General features: G+C 60.8%; 15 protein-coding genes. 4 read left to right on the top strand and 11 right to left on the bottom strand.

Going from position 1 to position 18505, the window contains the following annotated elements; genetic code table 11:
* Positions 1–171: 171 nt before the first annotated feature.
* Both ada and EV561_RS14985 read right to left on the bottom strand, forming a co-directional pair.
* Positions 172–1257, bottom strand: a complete 1086-nt coding sequence (gene ada / locus EV561_RS14990; RefSeq protein WP_132522788.1) for a bifunctional DNA-binding transcriptional regulator/O6-methylguanine-DNA methyltransferase Ada — start codon at positions 1255–1257, stop codon at positions 172–174.
* A gap of 165 nt (positions 1258–1422) precedes the next feature.
* Entirely contained in the window at positions 1423–1878 is a 456-nt protein-coding gene (locus tag EV561_RS14985) for an ester cyclase (RefSeq protein ID WP_132522786.1), read from the bottom strand.
* Between the two features lie 374 nt (positions 1879–2252).
* Between EV561_RS14985 and maiA the strand changes: the two genes are divergently transcribed.
* Positions 2253–2912, top strand: coding sequence for a maleylacetoacetate isomerase (maiA, locus tag EV561_RS14980; RefSeq protein WP_132522784.1), 660 nt, complete (start codon positions 2253–2255; stop codon positions 2910–2912).
* Positions 2913–3029: 117 nt separating this feature from the next.
* On the opposite strand, the gene EV561_RS14975 is transcribed toward maiA, so the two are convergent.
* The 7 genes from EV561_RS14975 to EV561_RS14945 all read right to left on the bottom strand — a co-directional run bounded on the left by EV561_RS14975 (position 3030) and on the right by EV561_RS14945 (position 11815).
* Complete coding sequence (locus EV561_RS14975; RefSeq protein ID WP_132522782.1) at positions 3030–3425, bottom strand: RidA family protein; 396 nt, start codon at positions 3423–3425, stop codon at positions 3030–3032.
* A 45-nt stretch (positions 3426–3470) separates the two neighbouring features.
* A complete protein-coding gene (locus EV561_RS14970; RefSeq protein WP_132522780.1) occupies positions 3471–5276 on the bottom strand; it encodes an ABC transporter ATP-binding protein in 1806 nt (601 codons plus the stop codon).
* A gap of 1 nt (position 5277) precedes the next feature.
* Positions 5278–6141 carry an ABC transporter permease gene (locus EV561_RS14965; RefSeq protein WP_132522778.1) on the bottom strand — a complete coding sequence of 288 codons (864 nt, stop codon included), beginning with the start codon at positions 6139–6141 and terminating at the stop codon, positions 5278–5280.
* Positions 6138–7079 (bottom strand): ABC transporter permease, encoded by a 942-nt coding sequence (locus EV561_RS14960; RefSeq protein ID WP_165927820.1) that lies wholly within the window; start codon positions 7077–7079, stop codon positions 6138–6140. Before EV561_RS14960 ends, EV561_RS14965 begins: the two co-directional genes overlap by 4 nt.
* A 19-nt stretch (positions 7080–7098) precedes the next feature.
* A complete protein-coding gene (locus EV561_RS14955) occupies positions 7099–8616 on the bottom strand; it encodes an ABC transporter substrate-binding protein (RefSeq protein WP_132522774.1) in 1518 nt (505 codons plus the stop codon).
* Between the two features lie 89 nt (positions 8617–8705).
* Positions 8706–10187: a M81 family metallopeptidase gene (locus tag EV561_RS14950; RefSeq protein ID WP_132522772.1), complete on the bottom strand. Its 1482-nt coding sequence runs from the start codon at positions 10185–10187 to the stop codon at positions 8706–8708.
* A gap of 539 nt (positions 10188–10726) precedes the next feature.
* Positions 10727–11815 (bottom strand): D-TA family PLP-dependent enzyme, encoded by a 1089-nt coding sequence (locus tag EV561_RS14945; protein ID WP_132522770.1) that lies wholly within the window; start codon positions 11813–11815, stop codon positions 10727–10729.
* 192 nt (positions 11816–12007) lie between these two features.
* On the opposite strand from EV561_RS14945, the gene EV561_RS14940 reads away from it, so the two are divergent.
* Entirely contained in the window at positions 12008–12871 is an 864-nt protein-coding gene (locus EV561_RS14940; RefSeq protein ID WP_132522768.1) for a MurR/RpiR family transcriptional regulator, read from the top strand.
* 31 nt (positions 12872–12902) lie between these two features.
* On the opposite strand, the gene EV561_RS14935 is transcribed toward EV561_RS14940, so the two are convergent.
* Positions 12903–14570 carry a Na/Pi symporter gene (locus tag EV561_RS14935; protein ID WP_132522766.1) on the bottom strand — a complete coding sequence of 556 codons (1668 nt, stop codon included), beginning with the start codon at positions 14568–14570 and terminating at the stop codon, positions 12903–12905.
* A gap of 185 nt (positions 14571–14755) precedes the next feature.
* Between EV561_RS14935 and EV561_RS14930 the strand changes: the two genes are divergently transcribed.
* A complete protein-coding gene (locus EV561_RS14930; protein ID WP_132522764.1) occupies positions 14756–16198 on the top strand; it encodes an amidohydrolase family protein in 1443 nt (480 codons plus the stop codon).
* Positions 16199–16219: 21 nt separating this feature from the next.
* On the top strand, positions 16220–17272 hold the full coding sequence (locus tag EV561_RS14925) for an AI-2E family transporter (protein WP_132522762.1): 1053 nt from the start codon (positions 16220–16222) through the stop codon (positions 17270–17272).
* 473 nt (positions 17273–17745) lie between these two features.
* Here the strand turns inward: EV561_RS14925 and EV561_RS14915 are convergent, their stop codons facing one another.
* Positions 17746–18450, bottom strand: a complete 705-nt coding sequence (locus EV561_RS14915) for an alpha/beta fold hydrolase (protein WP_132522758.1) — start codon at positions 18448–18450, stop codon at positions 17746–17748.
* Between the last annotated feature and the right edge of the window lie 55 nt (positions 18451–18505).

Raw genomic sequence — 18505 nt, 5'->3', positions numbered from 1 at the left:
GGCTCGCAGCCGGGTCGGAAATCATTGGGTTCACTGGTCTGGCTCCTTTTGTTGATCTGAGGACCAGAAGCTATCGACCACTCGCGGCGGTCGAACTCCGATGCTTGCTCTTAAATCGACGTATGTTGGCCGCCAGCAAATTGGGGATATGCCGCGGAGGCGCCGTCCGCCTCATGCAACTTGTGCGGCTTCGCGGTCGAGAAGGGCGCGTTTGCGCTCCACACCCCAGGCATAGCCCGACAGCGACCCATCCTTGCGGATGACGCGGTGGCAGGGGATCGCGACCGCGAGATTGTTGGAGGCGCAGGCGTCGGCGACGGCACGCGAGGATTTCGGGAAGCCGATGCGGCCTGCGATCTCAGCGTAGGAGACCGTGGTCCCCACGGGAATTTCCCGCATCGCCTGCCACACACGTTGCTGAAAAGCCGTGCCTCGGACATCAAGGGGAAGGTCAAGCCCCAGGCCGGGATGCTCGATGAGGCCGACGACCTGTGCAACCAGCGCCTCGTAATCCCTGTTCGCTCCGATGAGATGCGCCTTCGAAAAACGATCCTGCAGATCGCGCACCAGCATGTCCGGATCGCTGCCCAACAGAATTGCGGCAACCCCTTTCTTGCTTGAGGCGACGAGAACGGCGCCGAGCGAAGTCTGCCCGACCGCAAACTTGATCTCCTCGTTTTCCCCGCCGGCGCGATATTGCGTCGGGGTCATCCCGAGGATACCGGTCGATTGCTCATAGAAGCGGCCGCTGGAATTGAAGCCCGCGTCGTAGATCGCCTCGGTGACAGTGCCTCCGGAGGCCAGCCCCTCGCGCACCTTCCTGGCACGCTGCGCTGCCGCATAGTCCTTCGGCGTCAGGCCGGTCGTCGCCTTGAACATGCGATGGAAGTAGCTGGCGCTGCAGCCGAGCGTCTCCGCCAGTTCGTCAAGCGAGGGCTCTTGTTCGCTTTCCTCGATAATGCGGCAGGCCTTGGCGATCAAAGCCGCATGTTCGGTTTCGAGCGATTGGCCCTCCGGGTTGCAGCGCCCGCAGGGTCTAAATCCCGTCGCACGGGCGCTCTGCAGCGTCTCGTGAAACTGAATGTTCTTGGGATTGGCCGTGCGCGAAGGGCATGACGGCCGGCAGTAAATGCCCGTCGTGGAAACGGAATACCAGAATTGATCGTCTGCGCTCTTGTCGCGAACGAGCACGCGAGCCCATCGCGGATCGTCCGCGACCGGAAGCATTTTGCGATTTTGGAAGATCGGAGCGTTCATTCGTTGTCGTCTTCGGATTTGGCTTGTAGCCGCAGCATTCCTGCCCGTCATTCTCTCGCGGCACACTCCTAAGCTTGCTCTCAAATCGGATTGCCGCCACCCGATTCTTGCGGAGGGCCACATCTGGAGATGTGACCCCCCCCGGTTCATCCGGAACGTGCGCGGTCAGGAAGCCTTGACGAGCAGACCAAGCTGCGTGAGCGTGGTCACGCCGTCATCAAGGCCGATCTCCTCTACGATCTTGCCGTCGATCACCTTGAGCACCGTGGTGCCGGTAAAGTGCATCTTGCGACCGCTCGCCGCGGGCAGGCCGAGATCCATGATGAAGTCGTGGAAGGCCGGGCCCGTATGTGTGCCGCCACCTTCCCATTGGCCGACGACATAATCACCTTCGGCGATCAGATCGGCTGTGCCCCAGAAATTGAGGTCGGGGAATGCTGCACGGAAGTCCGTCATGAAAGCCCGGATGTCGTTGCGACCGCGGCGGGCCTCATGCAGCGAGTATTTGAGGAGCATATCGGGCGCGGCGATCTCGTCGATGACGGCGAGATTGACGGTTTTGCCCCAGAATTCGGTGAACCAGCGCACCACGATGGCCTTGTTATCTGTCTCCTTGCTCATCCTATCGGTCCTTCTCTTGGTTTCGCGAGGATCGTCGACGCCGGTCGATGATCCGCGAGAAGGTCTAGATGGCCGGTCCTCACGCTAAACTCCGGATCTTGCCCTCGATTTGAAATCCTCCGGAAAGGGTTGGTAAGGTTGTCTGATATCAGCAGGCGTGGCCATGGCCTGCGTCTTATTGATGCGCAGGCTGAGGAGAGGTCGACTTTGGCAGGAAACTTTTGGCGGCTCTGCTAGTCTCGCCGTCTAGCGGGGATTCGGGATCCAGCGCCCGGGTATTGTCGCTCGGCAAGCCTCGCTTATCGGCTTCCATTCAGCCCATGATGCGGTTTCGCTCATCCTTCTGATGGAAGAATCAGGAAAGGACCAATCCATTGACCATTCAGCTTTACGGCTTCTGGCGTTCCAATGCGGCATTCCGTGTCCGCGTTGCGCTCTCGTTGAAGAAGCTTCCCTTCGAGGAAATCGAAATCGATATTCTATCCGGACGCCAGTTCGATGCCGCTTATGCCGACGTGAATGCGGAGCATGTGGTGCCGACCTTTGTTCATGACGGTCATCGCATATTCCAGTCGCTTGCGATCATGGAATATCTCGACGACATTTGGCCGGAGCCCCGGCTTCTACCGGCCGATGCGAAGGAGCGCGCTTATGCCCGTTCGCTCGCGCTGGTTTCGATCGCCGACTCGCATCCATTTATCGTCCCGCGCGTCCGCAAACATCTCGGGAAGGCATTCGAGGCAGACGCGACTGCAATCGAATCCTGGTGCAGACATTGGGTGGAGGAAGGGCTTGCGACCTACGAGCGGTTGCTTACGCGGCGCCCGCCTGCTCCGTTTGCGCTGGGGTCCACGCCGACGATTGCTGACATCTGCATCGCTGGCCAGATCGTCATGGCCAATCTTTATGAAATGGATCTCGCGGCGTTTCCCTCCGTCGCGGCGCTCGGGAAACGCTGCTTCGAGCTTCCGGCATTCGCCGACGCGCACCCTACCCAGCAAGCCGGCTACAAGTCCGGGAAGGGGCAGCATTAGCGATTGCTCGCATGTGCTGCGGCGGACCTTCCGGATCGGTATGCAACCCGGAAACGCTGCTTTTCCGGGTTGCAAGTACTATCAAAAACTGGCGGCTATGAACCGCCGTTTTTCGTTTCAATCCAAGGGCTTGTAGGCGATCACGTCCATTTCGACCTTGACGTCGACCATCATCGGCGACTGGACAGTGGAGCGGGCCGGCGGATGATCGATGAAATGCTTTTGGAACACGGCGTTGAAGCTCGAGAAATCGCGGGCATCGTCGAGCCACACATTGACCTTGACGACATCCTCGAGCGTGCAGTCGGCGAGCGCCAGCACGGACTTGATATTGGCGATCACCTGCTCGGTCTGGGCGACGATATTGCCGACTATGACTTCGCCGTCGACTGTGGGCACCTGGCCCGACACATAGACCATGTCGCCGGCGCGAACCGCCTTGGCGAAGGGGCGGCGCTGGCCGCCAGCCTGGTTGTCGGCCACGTCGTAACGGATGAGTTTCTTGCTGCTCATGAGACTGTCTTTCTATTCAAAATGGCTAGGAGCGTTTGACGCGTTCTAGTGCATGTCGTGCACGAAATGCCCAGACGAGACTTCACGGTAGGTGCGCCTCGGGGCGACATAGTCGAATGGCCGGATAGGGCTCTTTATCTCTTCCGAAAGCGGCGGTGGCGTCTGGCCGCGGCGCGATGGATCCGGGATCGGTACGGCCGAAATCAGTCGGCGTGTATAGGGATGCTGGGGATTGTCGAAGATCGCCCCCCGCGGGCCTATCTCGACGATCTCGCCGAGGAACATCACCGCGACGCGATGGCTCATCCGCTCCACCACTGCCATGTCGTGGGAGATGAAGAGATAGGCGAGCCCGCGCTTTTCCTGCAGGTCGAGCAAAAGGTTGGAGACCTGCGCCTTGACCGACACGTCGAGCGCCGACACGGCTTCGTCGGCGATGATGAACTTCGGATCGAGGGCCAGCGCGCGGGCGATCGAGATTCTCTGGCGCTGACCGCCAGAGAATTCGTGCGGATGGCGATTTGCCATCGCCGCCGAGAGACCAACCTGTTCCAGCAGTTCGGCGACGCGCGCCTTTGCCTCGCGCCGGCCCGCCAGTCCGTGGGCAAGCATCGGCTCGGCGATGGCGGAGCCGACGGTGATGCGCGGGTTGAGCGAGGCGAACGGGTCCTGGAAGATCATCTGCGAGGTACGGCGCATACCGCGCAGCTCGCGCGTGCCGGCCTTCGTCACGTCCTGGCCGTCGATGACAATCGAACCGGCCGTCGGGGTGATCAGACGGATGATGGCGCGGCCCGTCGTGGACTTGCCGCAGCCGGATTCGCCGACCAGGGACAGCGTTTCGCCCGGCCGCAGATCGAAGGACACATCCTCAACCGCATGGACGCGGCCGTTCGACAGATCGAAACGGACAGCGAGATTGTCGACCTTAAGGATCGGCTCGACAGTCTGCGCAACGGTGGACATTTCGCGGCCGTCCGCAGCGTTGCCGGTTGACGCATCGACTTCCGGGAAACGCTTAGGCGCGACGGCGGCACCCATGGTGCCGAGGCGAGGGATCGAGGCGAGCAACGATTTCGTATAGATGGCCCTCGGCGCGGCAAAGATCTCGTTCGTCGGGCCGGTCTCGACCATGTCGCCTCGGAACATGACGACAGTGCGGTCGGCGATCTCTGCCACCACGCCCATATCGTGGGTGATGAAGAGCACACCCATATTCTCCTCCCTCTGCAACTCGCGCAGCAGATGGAGAATTTCCGCCTGGATCGTCACATCAAGCGCCGTCGTCGGCTCGTCGGCAATCAGAAGCTTCGGCCGACAGGCGAGCGCCATGGCGATCATCACGCGCTGGCGCATGCCGCCGGAGAATTTGTGCGGATATTCGTGAAGCCGGGTTTTGGCGGCCGGGATGCGCACCCGTTCCATCAGCCTCAGCGTCTCGGCTTCCGCTGCTTTCCACGACATTCCGCGGTGCAGGACCAGCGCCTCGGCAATCTGGTTGCCGATGGTGAAGACCGGGTTGAGCGATGTCATCGGCTCCTGGAAGATCATCCCGATCGAGCCGCCGCGCACCGAGCGCATCTCGGCTTCGGTCGCCTGAAGCAGGTCCTTGCCGTCGAGCAGGATGCGGCCTTCCGAGCGCGAGCGGCCTGGCGGGAGGAGCCGCATGGTCGACAGCGCCGTGACGCTCTTGCCCGAGCCGCTCTCGCCGACGATCGCGACCGTCTCGCCGGCATCGACATGCAGGCTGATATTGCGGATGACGGCCTTCCAGCCTTCCGGCGTCTTGAACGAGGTCGTCAGGTTCTCGATCGAAAGCACCGGCCGAACATTGGTCGTTGTATCGGTCATGTCAGCTTTCCTTGGCAAGGCGGGGATCGACGAGATCGCGCAGGCCGTCGCCCAGCAATTGCAGGGAGAGAACCGAGAGCACGATGGCGAGGCCCGGAAACACCATCAGCCACGGGGCGTTGTCCATATATTCGCGGCCGGAGGCCAGCATCGTGCCCCAGGTCGGCATGTCAGTGGAAACGCCGACGCCGAGGAAGGAAAGGCTTGCTTCCGCCAGCATGGCCGAGGCGAAGACGAAGGTCGCCTGCACGAGGATCGGCGAAGCAAGGTTGAGCAGCACGTGGCGGAGCAGGATCTGCCAGGTTGGCAGGCCCATGGCGATGGCCGCCTCGATGTAGGGCAATTCGCGCAGCACCAGCGTCGAGCCGCGCACGATGCGGGCAAGCCGAGGCGCATAGGTGATGCCGAGCGCCAGAATGACGGTCGAAACCGATGGCCCAAGCGCTGCGACGAGTGCAATCGCAAGCAGGATATCAGGGAAGGACATCATCGCATCGAGCAGGCGCGAGATCGGCGCATCGAGGCTGCGGAAAAAGCCGGCGGCAACGCCGAGGATCACGCCGAGCACGGACGAGATGATCACGACGCCGAGGCTGACGAGCAACGAAACCCGTCCGGCGAAGATGGCGCGGGAGAAGATATCGCGACCGAACTCATCCGTGCCGAAGAGATGGGGCATCGACGGCGGCTTGAGCTTGTTGACGATCGAAAGCTTGTTCGGCGCGTAGGGTGCGATCCAGGGCGCGAAGATTGCCGCAAGCAAGACGATCAGCAGGATGACCGCACCAAACAAGATTGCGCGATTGCCGAACAGGCGCCGGAGGCTCGATGCGAAGGGCATGGAAACGGAGGCCATGGTGGTCATAGGCGCACCCTGGGATCAACGAGAATATAGAGCATGTCGACGACGAAATTGATGAGCACGTAGATGGCGGCAATGACAAGCAGCGCGCCCTGGATGACCGGATAGTCACGACGCAGAACGGCTGACACGACGAGGTTGCCCACGCCGGGCAGGCCGAAAACCGTTTCCGTCACCACTGCGCCGGCGACCAGCATGGCGACCGAAAGGCCGATGACGGTGATGATCGGGATCAGCGCATTCTTGAGCGCATGCTTGAGGATGACGCGACCTTCGCCCGCGCCCTTGGCGCGCGCCGTGCGGACATAGTCATCGCCGAGGACGTCCAGCATCGCGGCTCGGGTGAAGCGCGTGATCAGCGCCGAATTGACGATGCCGAGCGCGGCCGCCGGAAGAACGAGATGGTCCAGCCGTTCCAGGAACGGCGTTTCGGGACCGCCATAACCGGAAGCCGGGAACCAGCCCTGGCCGACGGCGAAGATCTGGATCAGCATCAGGCCGAGCCAGAAGCTCGGCACGCTTGCCGCGACCATGGTCAGCGTCACGACCACCTGGTCGAAAAGAGTGCCGCGCTTGACGGCCGACAGGATCCCGACCGGCAGCGCGATAGCGACCGCGATCAGGATCGAGAACAGGGTCAGGAAGAAAGTAGGCTCGGCACGCGAGGCGAGCGCCTGCGTGACCGGCTGGTTGAGGAAAATCGACTGGCCGAGATCGCCCCGAAGTATGCCCAGCACGAACTGGCCATATTGGACGATCAACGGCGCATCGAGCCCCATCTTGGCGCGCAATTGCGCAATGTCTGCCGGGGTCGCATCCGACCCCAGCATGACGGCGGCAGGATCGCCGGGCGTCACTCGGACGATGACGAAAACCACCGTCACGACAAGGGCGAGCACGATGACCATGCCCCCCAGTCGTTTTAAAAGTGCCCCAGCGATCGGTGCCATCGTCAGTCCCTTACTTCTTTGGCGTCACGTTCCAGAAATGCGGCCAGTAGGTGGGGTCATAGCCGGAAACGCCGTTCGCAAGACCCGAAACTGCATTGAAGTTGCCGACCTTGTAGAGCGGCGCGTCGTCGTAGATGACCGTCTGGATGCCGTCCCAGGCCGTCTTCTCGGCATCGTCGGTCGTCGCATTCATGTAGGCGGCAACGGCTTTGGTCTTCTGATCCGAAACGTACCAGCCCGGATAGGCGTCGGTGATCGTGTTGATCGTGGTCGGATCGCCCGGGAAGTTGGAATGGGTGATGAAGATGTCCCATTCCTTCGGGTCGGCGCGGCGGGTGGTCAGTGTCGCCCAGTCCACCACCTGCATGTCGACCTTGAAGCCGGCGGCTTCGAGATAGGCCTTGGCGACCTCACCGATCTTGTAGTGGAACTCGTACTGGCGGCTGGTCAAGAGGCGCAGCGGCTGGCCGTTGTAGCCACCTTCCTTCAGCAGCTTGGCAGCGGCTTCCGGATCGCCTTCGCCATAGCGCGCAACGCCGGCTTCGGTGTGCCAGAAGGAGCCCTTCGGAAAGATCGAGGCGTCGACGCTGAAGAAGCGGTCGTCGGAGAAGGCGGCCAGCATCATGTCGTTCGGGTTCAGAGCAGCCTGCACGGCCTGGCGAAGAGCCTTGTTGGTCAGCAGGCCCTGCTTCATGTTCATGTTGAGCGAGGCCCAGCCGGCGTCCTTGAAGATGACGGGCTTGGCATTGCCGCTCTTTTCGACGCGATCATAGGCGCTGACCGGCAGCGAGTCGGCATAATCGAACTGTCCGGAGATCAGGCCCTCGACGCGGGTATTGGCGTCAGGAACCGGAACAAAACGGATTTCCTTGGCGATCGCCTCGCGCTTGCCGGCGTAATTGTTCGGCGCGCCGTCGGGCGACTTGTAGCCATCGAAGCGGACAAGTTGGGTGTACTGGTCGGGCTTGCGCTCCTTCAGCATATAAGGGCCGGTGCCGACGAACTCGGTCAGGGTGTCGGCGACCTTTTCGGACGGCATGATGACCGAAGCCTGGGAGAGGGTCGCGAGCAGCGGCGCATAGCGCGACTTCAGCTTGATGATGACCGCATGGTCCCCGTCTTCCGTCATGCTCGCAACGATGTCTGCGACCTGCTTGCCCTTGGAGTTGATCGCCATCCAGCGCTTCAGCGAGGCGGTCACGTCCTTGGCATCAAAATCGCTGCCGTCATGGAACTTGACGCCTTCGCGCAGCGGAATGCGGTAGGTCAGGCCATCCGCGGAAATCGTAGGCATGGCTGCAGCGAGCAGCGGCACGGACTTCCACTGGGCGTCATAGGTGTAGAGCGTTTCGAAAATGTGCTGATCGATGGTCAGCACGATATCGGTCGGCGTCTGCATGACATCGAGGGTCGGCGGCTCGCCGATCGTTGCCACGGTGAGGACACCATCGCTTGCCTGGGCGAGAGCCAGGCTGCTGGTGCCGGCAAGTGCCGCCAGCGTCATCAGAACGAATATACTCTTCTTCATCTCAGTTCCCTTGTTGTTGTCAGTTGCTGACGGAGTTCCGTTTCTATCTTGTTCAATGAATTCGGCCGGCTTTCCGTCCGGCCGGGTATTCAGGTGTCCAGCCCCAGCGGATCGGCAACGCGCGGCCAGAGCTCAAGGCTCGCCTTGCGATAGGGCGTCGTTGCGGGATTGGTGGGATAGGAGGTCGGTGCGGCGATATAGACGATTTCTGACGAGACCGGCTGAAAGCCCGCATGGAAATGGTTGGTCGACTTGACCAGCATGAACGATTTGCCGGCGAAATCGACACCCTGATTGGTGAAGATGTCCGGCTCGTAGGTCTGGGTGCGGCTGGTGATCAGCACGATATCGATATTGGTGCCGACCGGACGGATGACGGCGGTGCTGCCGAGCGTCACACGGCTGTTGCGGAAACTCTGCCAGCCGGCATCGAAAACGCGCTCTACCGTGGCGCGTAGGTCGAGGGGATTGCCGCCCTCGGGGCTCGACTTGCCGCCGACACGCAGGCTGAGTTCCGCGCCTTCTCCGGCCGCATGGCAGAAGGTAACGGCGATGGGATCCCAGATGGTTGCGACGACGAAATCGTCCATGCCGCGCTCCATCATCCGGCGCAGGATGTGGGTCGCGTCGCCCGCGACGCCGCCGCCGGGATTGTCCCAGACATCGGCGATTGTCACCGGCTTTTCAGGATGCGCCGCGCGGATCGCCATGGCCCGGTCGAGGCCGGCCTCGGTATCGAACATCGGCATCGCGGTCTCCTTGCGAAGGCCGTAGAGTTCGCGGCCGAGTGCAGCAGCCAGCGCGTCGCCCTTGGCTCTGTCGTTGTCGGTCACGACGACGATGCGGGTGCCCATGTCGGGCAGGTCACCGGCCATGAAGCCGTGGATGACGGAGGCAGACAGGATGCCGTCCTTGCCCTCCATTGCCTGCATGCGGTCGACGAACGACCGCATCGGCTCGCGGCTCGTCGGGAAGATGGTGATCATCCGGCAATCGAAGGTGGAGATCACCGGCTTGATCTTGCCCCTGAGCGCCTGCAGCGCCAGCTCCACGACATGCTCGCCGCGCTGTTCGAAATCCGTATGCGGGAATTCAAGGAAAGCCGCCATGAGGTCGAGATTGGCGACACGCAGTGCCGTCAGGTGGCTGTGGGGGTCGAATTCCGCGGCAATCAGCACTTTCGGACCGACGATCTCGCGGGCGCGGGAGAGGAAATCGCCTTCCGGATCGTCATAACCCTGGGCCGCCATGGCGCCATGGAGACCAAGCACCACACCATCGACCGGAAGGGCTGCTTTCAGCTCCGCAAGGATCTGGTCGCGCAAAGTCTCATAGGTCTTGCGCTGGATCAGCCCGGCCGGCTCCGCCCAGCAGGACGTGCCCTCGATGACGGTAAAGCCTTCCGCCTTGCCGCGGCGGCGCAGGATCGGCACGACGGAAGAGCAGAGCGTCGGCGTATCCGGATGCTCGCCCGGCCCGGCATAAAACGCCGCCTTGAAGGCATTCATATCCGTCGGGACGGGTGAGAAAGTGTTTGTCTCAGTCGCCAGCGAGGCGGTGAAAATGCGCATGTCTGTTACCCGAGCAAGCGTCAGTTCTCGCGGCCGCCAAACTGGTCAGAGCCGATCGCTGTCGCCGCTATTGTCTTGAATTGCGTTCTTGGTTGCCGGAGCGCCTCTTGGACATCACCGTTCTTACGGCTGCCGCGTCGCTCTTAAGAAATCTGATTTCCCGTTTCCCTCAGTTCACCCATTCACCGTTTCGGTGTAATTTATTTTCTTCATAATGCGTAAAATCGCGCAAAAGTCAACGTATTTTCAGATTTTGCGCCAAAGTATGTAATTTATTTTCTAAATTGCGAAAATGAGGGCAAATTTTCACGTCGAAGCAATACAACGAAAAGCTTCGCCGACGACATCGGGCGCCGCTTTGCATTTTGGAATCAAAACCTTCCGGCGCGGCAAGCTGCGCGTCTGAAGGCGACGGGCGGCCGCTCGACATGAAAAAGGGCGCCCCTCCGAGGCGCCCGATTTTCATGATGCCAAGAAAGCCGCCCTGCTGCGGCCATTATCCGCTAACTCGATGCGACAAAAATTTTCAGGACGGTCGCTTACCAGACCGTTCCGCGCGCATCGACTTTCTCGACCCGCGTGACGATCCCATCACGGTGGAACACCATGTGATCGAAAAGATTGGTAACGACGCAGGTATGGTTCGGCACGATCTTCACCATCGCGCCGATCTCCGGGAACGGCTTTATGCAATCCTTGAGATCGACAACGGCATGCTCCTCCGAGAGCGACACGATACGTGCGCTCTCGAAGCCGTCGATCGTGCCGTAGTCCGTGAAGCCGAGCAGGTCGGATGTCAGGGCCTTCGAGCCGCAATCCAGAACGGCGCGATCCGGGGCCGGGCGCGACACCACTGTTGCCAGGATGTGCATGGCAAGGTCACCCGCCGTGCAATGGCCGGCGCGAACCATGCTGCGGTCGTTGTAGACATAGGTGCCAGCGCGATGTTCGGTGGCAGACGGCACGAGATGCGCGGCAAAGAGATCCGGCGAACCACCGCTGGAGCGGACCGGGCAATCTATACCTTTGTCCGCCAGGAGCCTCATCGTGCGGGCCATGAAATGCTCGACCGATTCCGCGCCGCCGATTGCCGGATAGGTGAGGATGCCGCCGAAACGCAGGCCGGGTGCCGCCGCGATCTTCTCGGCAAGCGCTACCGCCACCTCCGGCGTCTGCACGCCGCAGCGCTTGCCCCCGGTGTCGCATTCGACCAGCACGGTGAGCGGCCGGTCGGCCCCAAAGGTCGCGGCGAGCCCTGCAACAGTGACGTCGCTATCGGCCACCACGGCGAGCTTTGCCACTCTAGCGTTCAGTGCCTTCAACCGGGCGAGCTTCGCCGCACCGAGAATGTTGTAGGTGATCAGGATGTCGTCGAAGCCCGCATCGGCGAAAACTTCCGCCTCGGTCACCTTCTGGCAGTTGATACCAACCGCGCCGGCTTCCAACTGCTGGCGCGCGATCGCCGCGATCTTGTGGGTCTTGATATGCGGTCGGAAGCGCTTGCCATGGGTGTCGCAATAGGCCTGCACGCGGGCAATATTGGCAGCAAGCCGGCTTTCGTCGATGACAGGCATCGGGGTTGCGACCTGGTCGAGGGGCGTTCCGGCTTCGGGCCACGGATAATTCATGATGAAACCTCATTAAGGGAGAATGCGCCTTCGCAGGAACTCGGGCACAGAGGGGAATTGCTTTTATTTTCGCGGGGACGGCTAGTTTCGTTGATGCTTGTCCGCATTATGCTATCAAAATACGATCCAGTGAAATTCATTTTCATTGGTAGATGCATTTTTCTGGCTCAGGCAATGTGAGGGGAAGACCGAATGGATCTGTTTCACGCCCTTTCCGACGAAGGCGGCAGGCTTTCGAGCCTCGAAGCCAAGCTTGCGCAATTCGCGTTGGAAAATGTGGATTTCGTCGTCAACTCGTCGATCATAGAGCTGGCCGAGCGAGCGGGAGTTTCCCCGCCGACCGTTACCCGCTTCTGCCGGCGGCTGGGCTGCCAGGGCTATTCCGACTTCAAGGTTCAGCTTGCCAAGATGGCCTATATCGGCTTGCGCTACCTGAAGCCTGAGGCACCGACGGCGACTGCCGAGGAGGTCGCCCACGATATCATCTCCAAGGCGCAGAACGCTCTCTTTGAAGTGCATCGCCAGCTTGATCTGGCGGTCATCGAAAAGGCGGCGCAGATGCTCAGGGCAGCCGATTTCATCCAGGCCTTCGGCGCCAGCGGCAATTCGGCGATGATCGTCAACGAGTTGCACAACCGCCTGTTCCGCCTCGGCTGCCATATCAATGCATCCAACGACCACAATATGAACCTCATGATCTCGGCCGCGGCGCAGCCGGGCACAGTGATCTTCGGTTCCTCCTACACCGGCCGGGATATGGGCCTCGTCCATTGCCTGGAGCTTTTGCGGCAGCGCGCTATCCCGACGATCGTGATGACGCAGAACGGTTCACCGGTGGCGACAGCGGCGGATCTGGTGATTGCAATCGAGATGCCAGAGGGCAAGAACATCTTCCGCCCGACCTCGACCCGTTACGCCTATCTTGCCGCAATCGACATCCTCGCCAACATGGTCGCCTATGCCGATCGCAACAGGGCGTTCAAGTCGCTGCGCAGCATCAAGGAGGAACTGGTGCGCAACCGCGACGGCGACGACCGCCAGCTCCTCGGCGATTGATCCGGCGCGCCCAGAGCATCTTTTGGTCAAGTCACGAGCCCGGACCGTCCTGGGGGCCACGGCCAAGGAGATGCGCTGCCGAGCGCCAGGCATGATGCGCAATCCGGTCGAGTTGCCGGGCGTCGTCGATCCGCGCAAAAGCGTCGGTGACGGTCAGTTTTCCGGGCGCGACGGAAGCCAGCGTCGTGGCACGATGGACCCGCCGCAGTGCGTCGAGTTCCGACGCTGCGGCCTTCACCTCCGCAAGCGCGGCGGCGACCTCAGGCGAGACGTTCCAGCCGATGGGTGCTGCCTGCGCGCTGAAGGCGCACTCTGAAGTGATCGAGCTGCCGACCATCTTTGCGGCGCGCATGGCTCGTGTGCAAATCTCGGCAGCGCCAGGATCGGGCGTGGTCTCGGCAGGTTGCCCTGGGAGTTCCTTTTCGGCCACGACTTCCACGAGGCGCGAGACGTGATCGAGCGCGTGCAGCGTACTCGTCATGCGAAGCCGTTCGGTCTCCGTCTCGGGCGGCTCCTTCAGTTCAGACAGGAAATCCCGCACTTCCTCCAGCGTAGCGGCGGATGTCGCAGCGTTTTGCGCGGTCGGCGCGGCACCACCCGAAAGCGCTGCGGAAACCGCGGCGCTGGTCGTCGCGAGAACGTCCGCCACCACGCGCCGCGCGGTCTCGATTGCGACGACGGCGCTGGCGAGCGCGCTCGGATCAAGTGCGCGCTGAAGCGGTGTCTGTTTGGAGGGGAGGAGCCGCTCCACGGCACGGGCGAACCATTGCGTTGCCGGAAGGAGCACCGCGACTCCCACAACGTTATAGGCCGTATGGTAGGCGGCAAGGAGCGTCATTCCGTCGATTGAACCGAGAAGTGCTTTCATCAATGCCGCTGTGAACGGAAAGGCGATGATGGCGATCAATGCCGCTATAAGCTTGAATAGCACATAGGCCAGCGCAAGCCGCTTGGCCGTCGTCCCGGCGCCGATGGCCGCCAAGGCGGAGCTTGTTGCCGTTCCGATATTCTGGCCGATGATCAGTGCGGCGCCCTGTTCGAGGTTCACTGCCCCAGCGTAGAAAGCCGAAATGGTGACGGCGATCGCTGCCGTCGAGGACTGCATGACAGCCGTCATCGCAAGGCCGACGGCGACGAGGGTCAGAAGACCGACCGAACCCGTGACCCATCCAATCCCCTCTGTGCCGATCACCGCGGGCAGATCGGATGGATGCAGGCTTTCGGCTAGGCCTCCCATGCCCTGCTGGAGGGACGTTAGCCCGTAGAGCACGAGCGCGAAGCCGGCGAGAGCGCCGCCTGCCGCCGCAATCCGTCCGCCCCCAAGCAGCTTGACCAAAGCGCCGACGAAGATCAGCGGCAGTGCATAGGTCGAAAGCGAGACGCGCACGCCGATCAAAGCGACGAGCCAGCCCGTGCCCGTCGTGCCGACATTGGCGCCGAATACGAGGCCGAGCCCTTGCGGAAAGGTTAGAAGCCCGGCGCTGACAAGCCCGATCGTCGTCATCGTCACCGCGCTCGACGATTGCACGAGCAGCGTGACGATGGCGCCCCAGAAGGCTCCCGAGAGCGGGGTCGCCGCTGCCTTGCCGAGGACCGTGCGCAGGGCGGATCCTGCCAGTACCTTCAGGCTGTCCGTCATGACGGTCATGCCGAGCAGAAACAGCCCGACGCCGCCGAGTATGGCAACTGCTGTCGACATGCACGCCTCTTTCGGCTGGGCTTCGGCTCGTGCTGCAAACGAACCCTAGACCCTTAGCCGCCTTACCGCAATGACACTCCCGGCATCCGAACGAGGCAGCGCCGAATAGTGAGATAAGCAATCTGCAGTAGATTTAGCTGATGCGAAGTGATACGTTCAATCACGGCGTTTTCGGAGCGAATGCCATGTTGCGATTGGGTTCGAAGTACCAACACCTCATCCACAACGCAGGCTGCGGCTGCAGCAATCCTCTTCTTCAGCGACGATCCCAGTACCTTAGCGATTACTCGCGACGAAATTTTCTTGCGGGCATCGGATCCATTGCGGCCGCCGGCATCGTGCCGGGGGTGGGCAACGCGCAGGCGGCGAAGCCACCCTCCAAGATTTTGTTGAGACAGATCAAGCTGTTCGACGGCAAATCCGACTCGTTGCAGACGGGTGCACAGGTTCTGGTTGAAGAAAACAAGATCGTTGCCGTAGACAAGGCAAACAACCCTCCGCCAGGGGACGTGACGATCATCGATTGCGGCGATCGCATGTTGATGCCGGGCATGATCGATGCGCATTGGCACACGATATATGCCGCGGTTCCATTGCAAGTTCTGATGTCCGGTGATCCCGGCATCATTTTTGCGGCATCCACGGCGGAAGCCGAGCGCACGTTGATGCGGGGCTTCACCACCGTCCGCGATCTGGGCGGTCCGGTCTTTACCTTCAAACAGGCAATCGATACCGGGATCATTCCCGGCCCTCGCATTTTTCCCTCCGGGGCGATGATCACGACATCAGGCGGTCACGCCGACCTCAGAATGCCGTTTGAAATTCCCGCGAGGGAGGGACAACTCAGCCTGAGCGAAATGATGGGAAGCGCCGCGATCGTCGACGATGTCGGCGAGTTGAAGCGCCGGATACGCGAGCAACTTCTCCAGGGCGCATCGCAGATCAAGCTTGTCGGGGGAGGAGGTGTTTCGTCTCCGCGCAGCCCGCTTGATATGACGACCTTCAGCGAGGACGAAATTCGCGCCGGCGTTGATGTGGCACAGGACTGGAACACCTACGTGGCCGTTCACGCTTACGCCTCGCATACGGTCCAGCGCGCCATCGCCGGAGGTGCGGCCTGCGTCGAACACGCTCATTTGATGGACGAGGATACGGCAAGGATGTTTGCCGACAAGAATGTCTGGCTCAGCACTCAACCGTTCCTGTCGATGGAAGATACCGGCCCGCTGACCGGAGTAGGGGCCGAACGTGCCATGCAGCTTTTTGCCGGGACGCCCAAGATTTACGGATATCTCAAAAAGTATGGCGTCAAGACCGCCTGGGGTTCGGATGTTCTGTTCTCTCCCGCGCTGACATCCCGTCAGAATTTCATGCTCACCCATTTGGGCAATTGGTACACCAATGCGGAGGCGCTACGCATGGCGACCTCGGACAACGCAAGTCTTCTGGCACTTTCCAATTTGCGCACGCCTTATGCGGGCACCTTGGGCGTTATTCAAAAAGACGCGTTTGCCGATATCCTGGTCTGGGATGGCAATCCGCTCGACGATTTGAAGCTGATGGAGGATCCGCAGCAAAATCTGAAGGTCGTCATCAAAGACGGTCGGATTTTCAAGAATACTCTTTGAGCTGGCCAGCCGAGGACAATGATGCGGGCAGGGAAATATCGAGCAGTTCCTCCGGCCCAAGTCGTAATAGCAGTTCTTTTGTTGGTCGCTATACTCCCGGCAGCCGCAACGGTTCTCGCGCCTTTGGCGTTCGCCCTGTTGGCCATTGCGCTTCTATGGCCCATTCAGCATGGCATACAGACGTTTCTCCCGAAATACCTGGCGCTTCTGGTCAGTTTGGCCGTCATGGTCCTGGCCTTTCTTGCGTTTGGCTGGATCGTCACCTGGTCGTTCGGCAGGGTCGGCCGATGGATGATCACCGATACCGCACGCTTCCAGCAGCAATACGAGGAAATTCGTCAATGGCTCGAAGGGCACGGCATCGATGTCGACGTGCTCTGGTCCGACAATATCGGCACCGCTTCCATGCTACGCGTGGTTCAGACCCTGACGAGCCGCATCAACAGCACATTCAGCTTCTGGCTCGTTGCTTTGACCTATCTTCTTCTCGGCGTGATGGAAGTGGAAGATTTCGAGCGCAGGATCAAGCGAATGCGCAGTCCGGCAGCAAGGAAGCTGCTCCTGGATGGTAGCCGGCAAACGGCGAGGAAGCTTCGCCGCTATATGATTATCAGGACGATCATGAGCATCGCGACGGGATTGTTCGTCTGGTTGCTCACCAGCGCTTTCGGACTGCCGCTCGCCAAGGAGTGGGGTGCTATCGCCTTTGCCCTGAATTACATCCCCTTTATCGGTCCACTCGTGGCGACGATGTTTCCGACAGCATTTGCACTCGTCCAGTTCGACGACTGGCAGTCGGCGCTTGCGATCTTCATCGGGCTCAACGTGATACAGTTCACGCTGGGCAGCTATATAGAGCCACGCGTTTCGGGCAATGCACTTTCCCTTTCGCCTGTCGTCGTTCTTCTTTCCGTTTTCGGCTGGGGTTATCTTTGGGGAATTTTCGGCGCATTCATCGGTGTCCCGATCTCGATTGCGCTGGTCACGTTCTGCCGTCAGCATCCCTCCAGCCAATGGGTGTCCGACCTTATCGGCCGCGACACCGAAGAGGCTTTTGATACGCCTTCGACCTGAAACTTAAACTTGGTAACGATAGTTATCGACCGAGGCAAATATACCCGCTGGAGCCGTAGAAGCACACGCCGCCTCTACGGCTGCGGCTTCCGGAAACGCGATCGAGGAACCGGGAATTGACCCAGCCGCTGCGCGAATGCCGCGGCTCAATGCGGCACCATCTGCGCGATGACGAACAGCGGTTGACGAACACCCTGTCCCCCCTTCGCACCTGACCGACGGAGCGATACGAGGTGCCGGGGCCTGATCGAACTTGCGTTGTGCCGGTCACGCGCGCCGTGGCCGCTTCTGCGGGAAGGGCTCCTGCCAATGCGACCGCACTTGCAAAGAAAGCGGCCACTATTATCCGTATAATACGCATCGATCACTCCTCCGTTGATCTGGCGCCAGAATACTGACGGTTCCATGCTTTCGCTAACGTATTCTTCCTTCCCTTGAGGCAGCGAGCGTGGGCTCGCGGCCCCATCGATTTTCTATTGCAGCATTGCAAGGACGCTCGCGCTTGCCTCCTGTAATGTCAGGCCGTGATGGAATGCGCCCTGTTCAAGGAAGTTGACGGTTTCGACAACCACGATCGGGTTGAACATCATGAAGGTATGCGTGGCATGGACGACCAGATGATCATCCGCGCCGTCCAGTCGTGTCGACGCAACGGAGACCTTTCCGTCATTCGGCCCTTCGATGATCGAATTGAATACCGGATTGACGGATATGTCGCCGGCGATGATTCCCACCGAATAGTCGGGGTTCGGCAGACGCTGCGGCACGGCCGCCGGATCGGTTCCAAGTTCAAGACCAGCAGGGCCGTTGATCCAAAGGAATGGTGGCATCTCGCCGAAGACGTCCACGATCTCCGAACCGTGGTTGGGTGGCGCGAGCATGACGACGCGGCCCAGATCTGGTCGCTGCGCGTGCGCCAGCCAATAGCGAACCAGAATCCCTCCCATCGAATGGGTAACGAAATTGACCCGCCGCGTGCCGCACAATTCGATCGACGCTCCTATGTAGCCGGCCAGGTCGTGGATTGGTGCGCGCGTTGAAGGATATGCCCGGTTGACGACCAGAAATCCCCGTCGCGCCAGCACTTTCTCGATAAGCCAAAAGGATCCGCTGCTGCGAGCGAGGCCATGCACCAGCACGACATATTCCGCCTCGTCTTCATTGAGATGGACCGCCATCACTCACTCCAGCAAATGAGCATAGGACCGCCGACGAGCACGGAAAAAAGATCGT

The organism is Rhizobium sp. BK376 (assembly GCF_004341625.1).
GTDB lineage: Bacteria > Pseudomonadota > Alphaproteobacteria > Rhizobiales > Rhizobiaceae > Rhizobium.
This window is presented reverse-complemented; position numbering and strand designations above follow the sequence as displayed.

Coding starts and splice junctions, on each gene's coding strand:
- EV561_RS14955 (WP_132522774.1), bottom strand. CDS start 8,616: ATGAAGAAGAGTATATTCGTTCTGATGACGCTGGCGGCACTTGCCGGC.
- EV561_RS14965 (WP_132522778.1), bottom strand. CDS start 6,141: ATGACCACCATGGCCTCCGTTTCCATGCCCTTCGCATCGAGCCTCCGG.
- EV561_RS14970 (WP_132522780.1), bottom strand. CDS start 5,276: ATGACCGATACAACGACCAATGTTCGGCCGGTGCTTTCGATCGAGAAC.
- EV561_RS14935 (WP_132522766.1), bottom strand. CDS start 14,570: ATGTCGACAGCAGTTGCCATACTCGGCGGCGTCGGGCTGTTTCTGCTC.
- EV561_RS14940 (WP_132522768.1), top strand. CDS start 12,008: ATGGATCTGTTTCACGCCCTTTCCGACGAAGGCGGCAGGCTTTCGAGC.
- EV561_RS14975 (WP_132522782.1), bottom strand. CDS start 3,425: ATGAGCAGCAAGAAACTCATCCGTTACGACGTGGCCGACAACCAGGCT.
- EV561_RS14930 (WP_132522764.1), top strand. CDS start 14,756: ATGTTGCGATTGGGTTCGAAGTACCAACACCTCATCCACAACGCAGGC.
- EV561_RS14945 (WP_132522770.1), bottom strand. CDS start 11,815: ATGAATTATCCGTGGCCCGAAGCCGGAACGCCCCTCGACCAGGTCGCA.
- EV561_RS14915 (WP_132522758.1), bottom strand. CDS start 18,450: ATGGCGGTCCATCTCAATGAAGACGAGGCGGAATATGTCGTGCTGGTG.
- ada (WP_132522788.1), bottom strand. CDS start 1,257: ATGAACGCTCCGATCTTCCAAAATCGCAAAATGCTTCCGGTCGCGGAC.
- EV561_RS14950 (WP_132522772.1), bottom strand. CDS start 10,187: ATGCGCATTTTCACCGCCTCGCTGGCGACTGAGACAAACACTTTCTCA.
- EV561_RS14985 (WP_132522786.1), bottom strand. CDS start 1,878: ATGAGCAAGGAGACAGATAACAAGGCCATCGTGGTGCGCTGGTTCACC.
- EV561_RS14925 (WP_132522762.1), top strand. CDS start 16,220: ATGCGGGCAGGGAAATATCGAGCAGTTCCTCCGGCCCAAGTCGTAATA.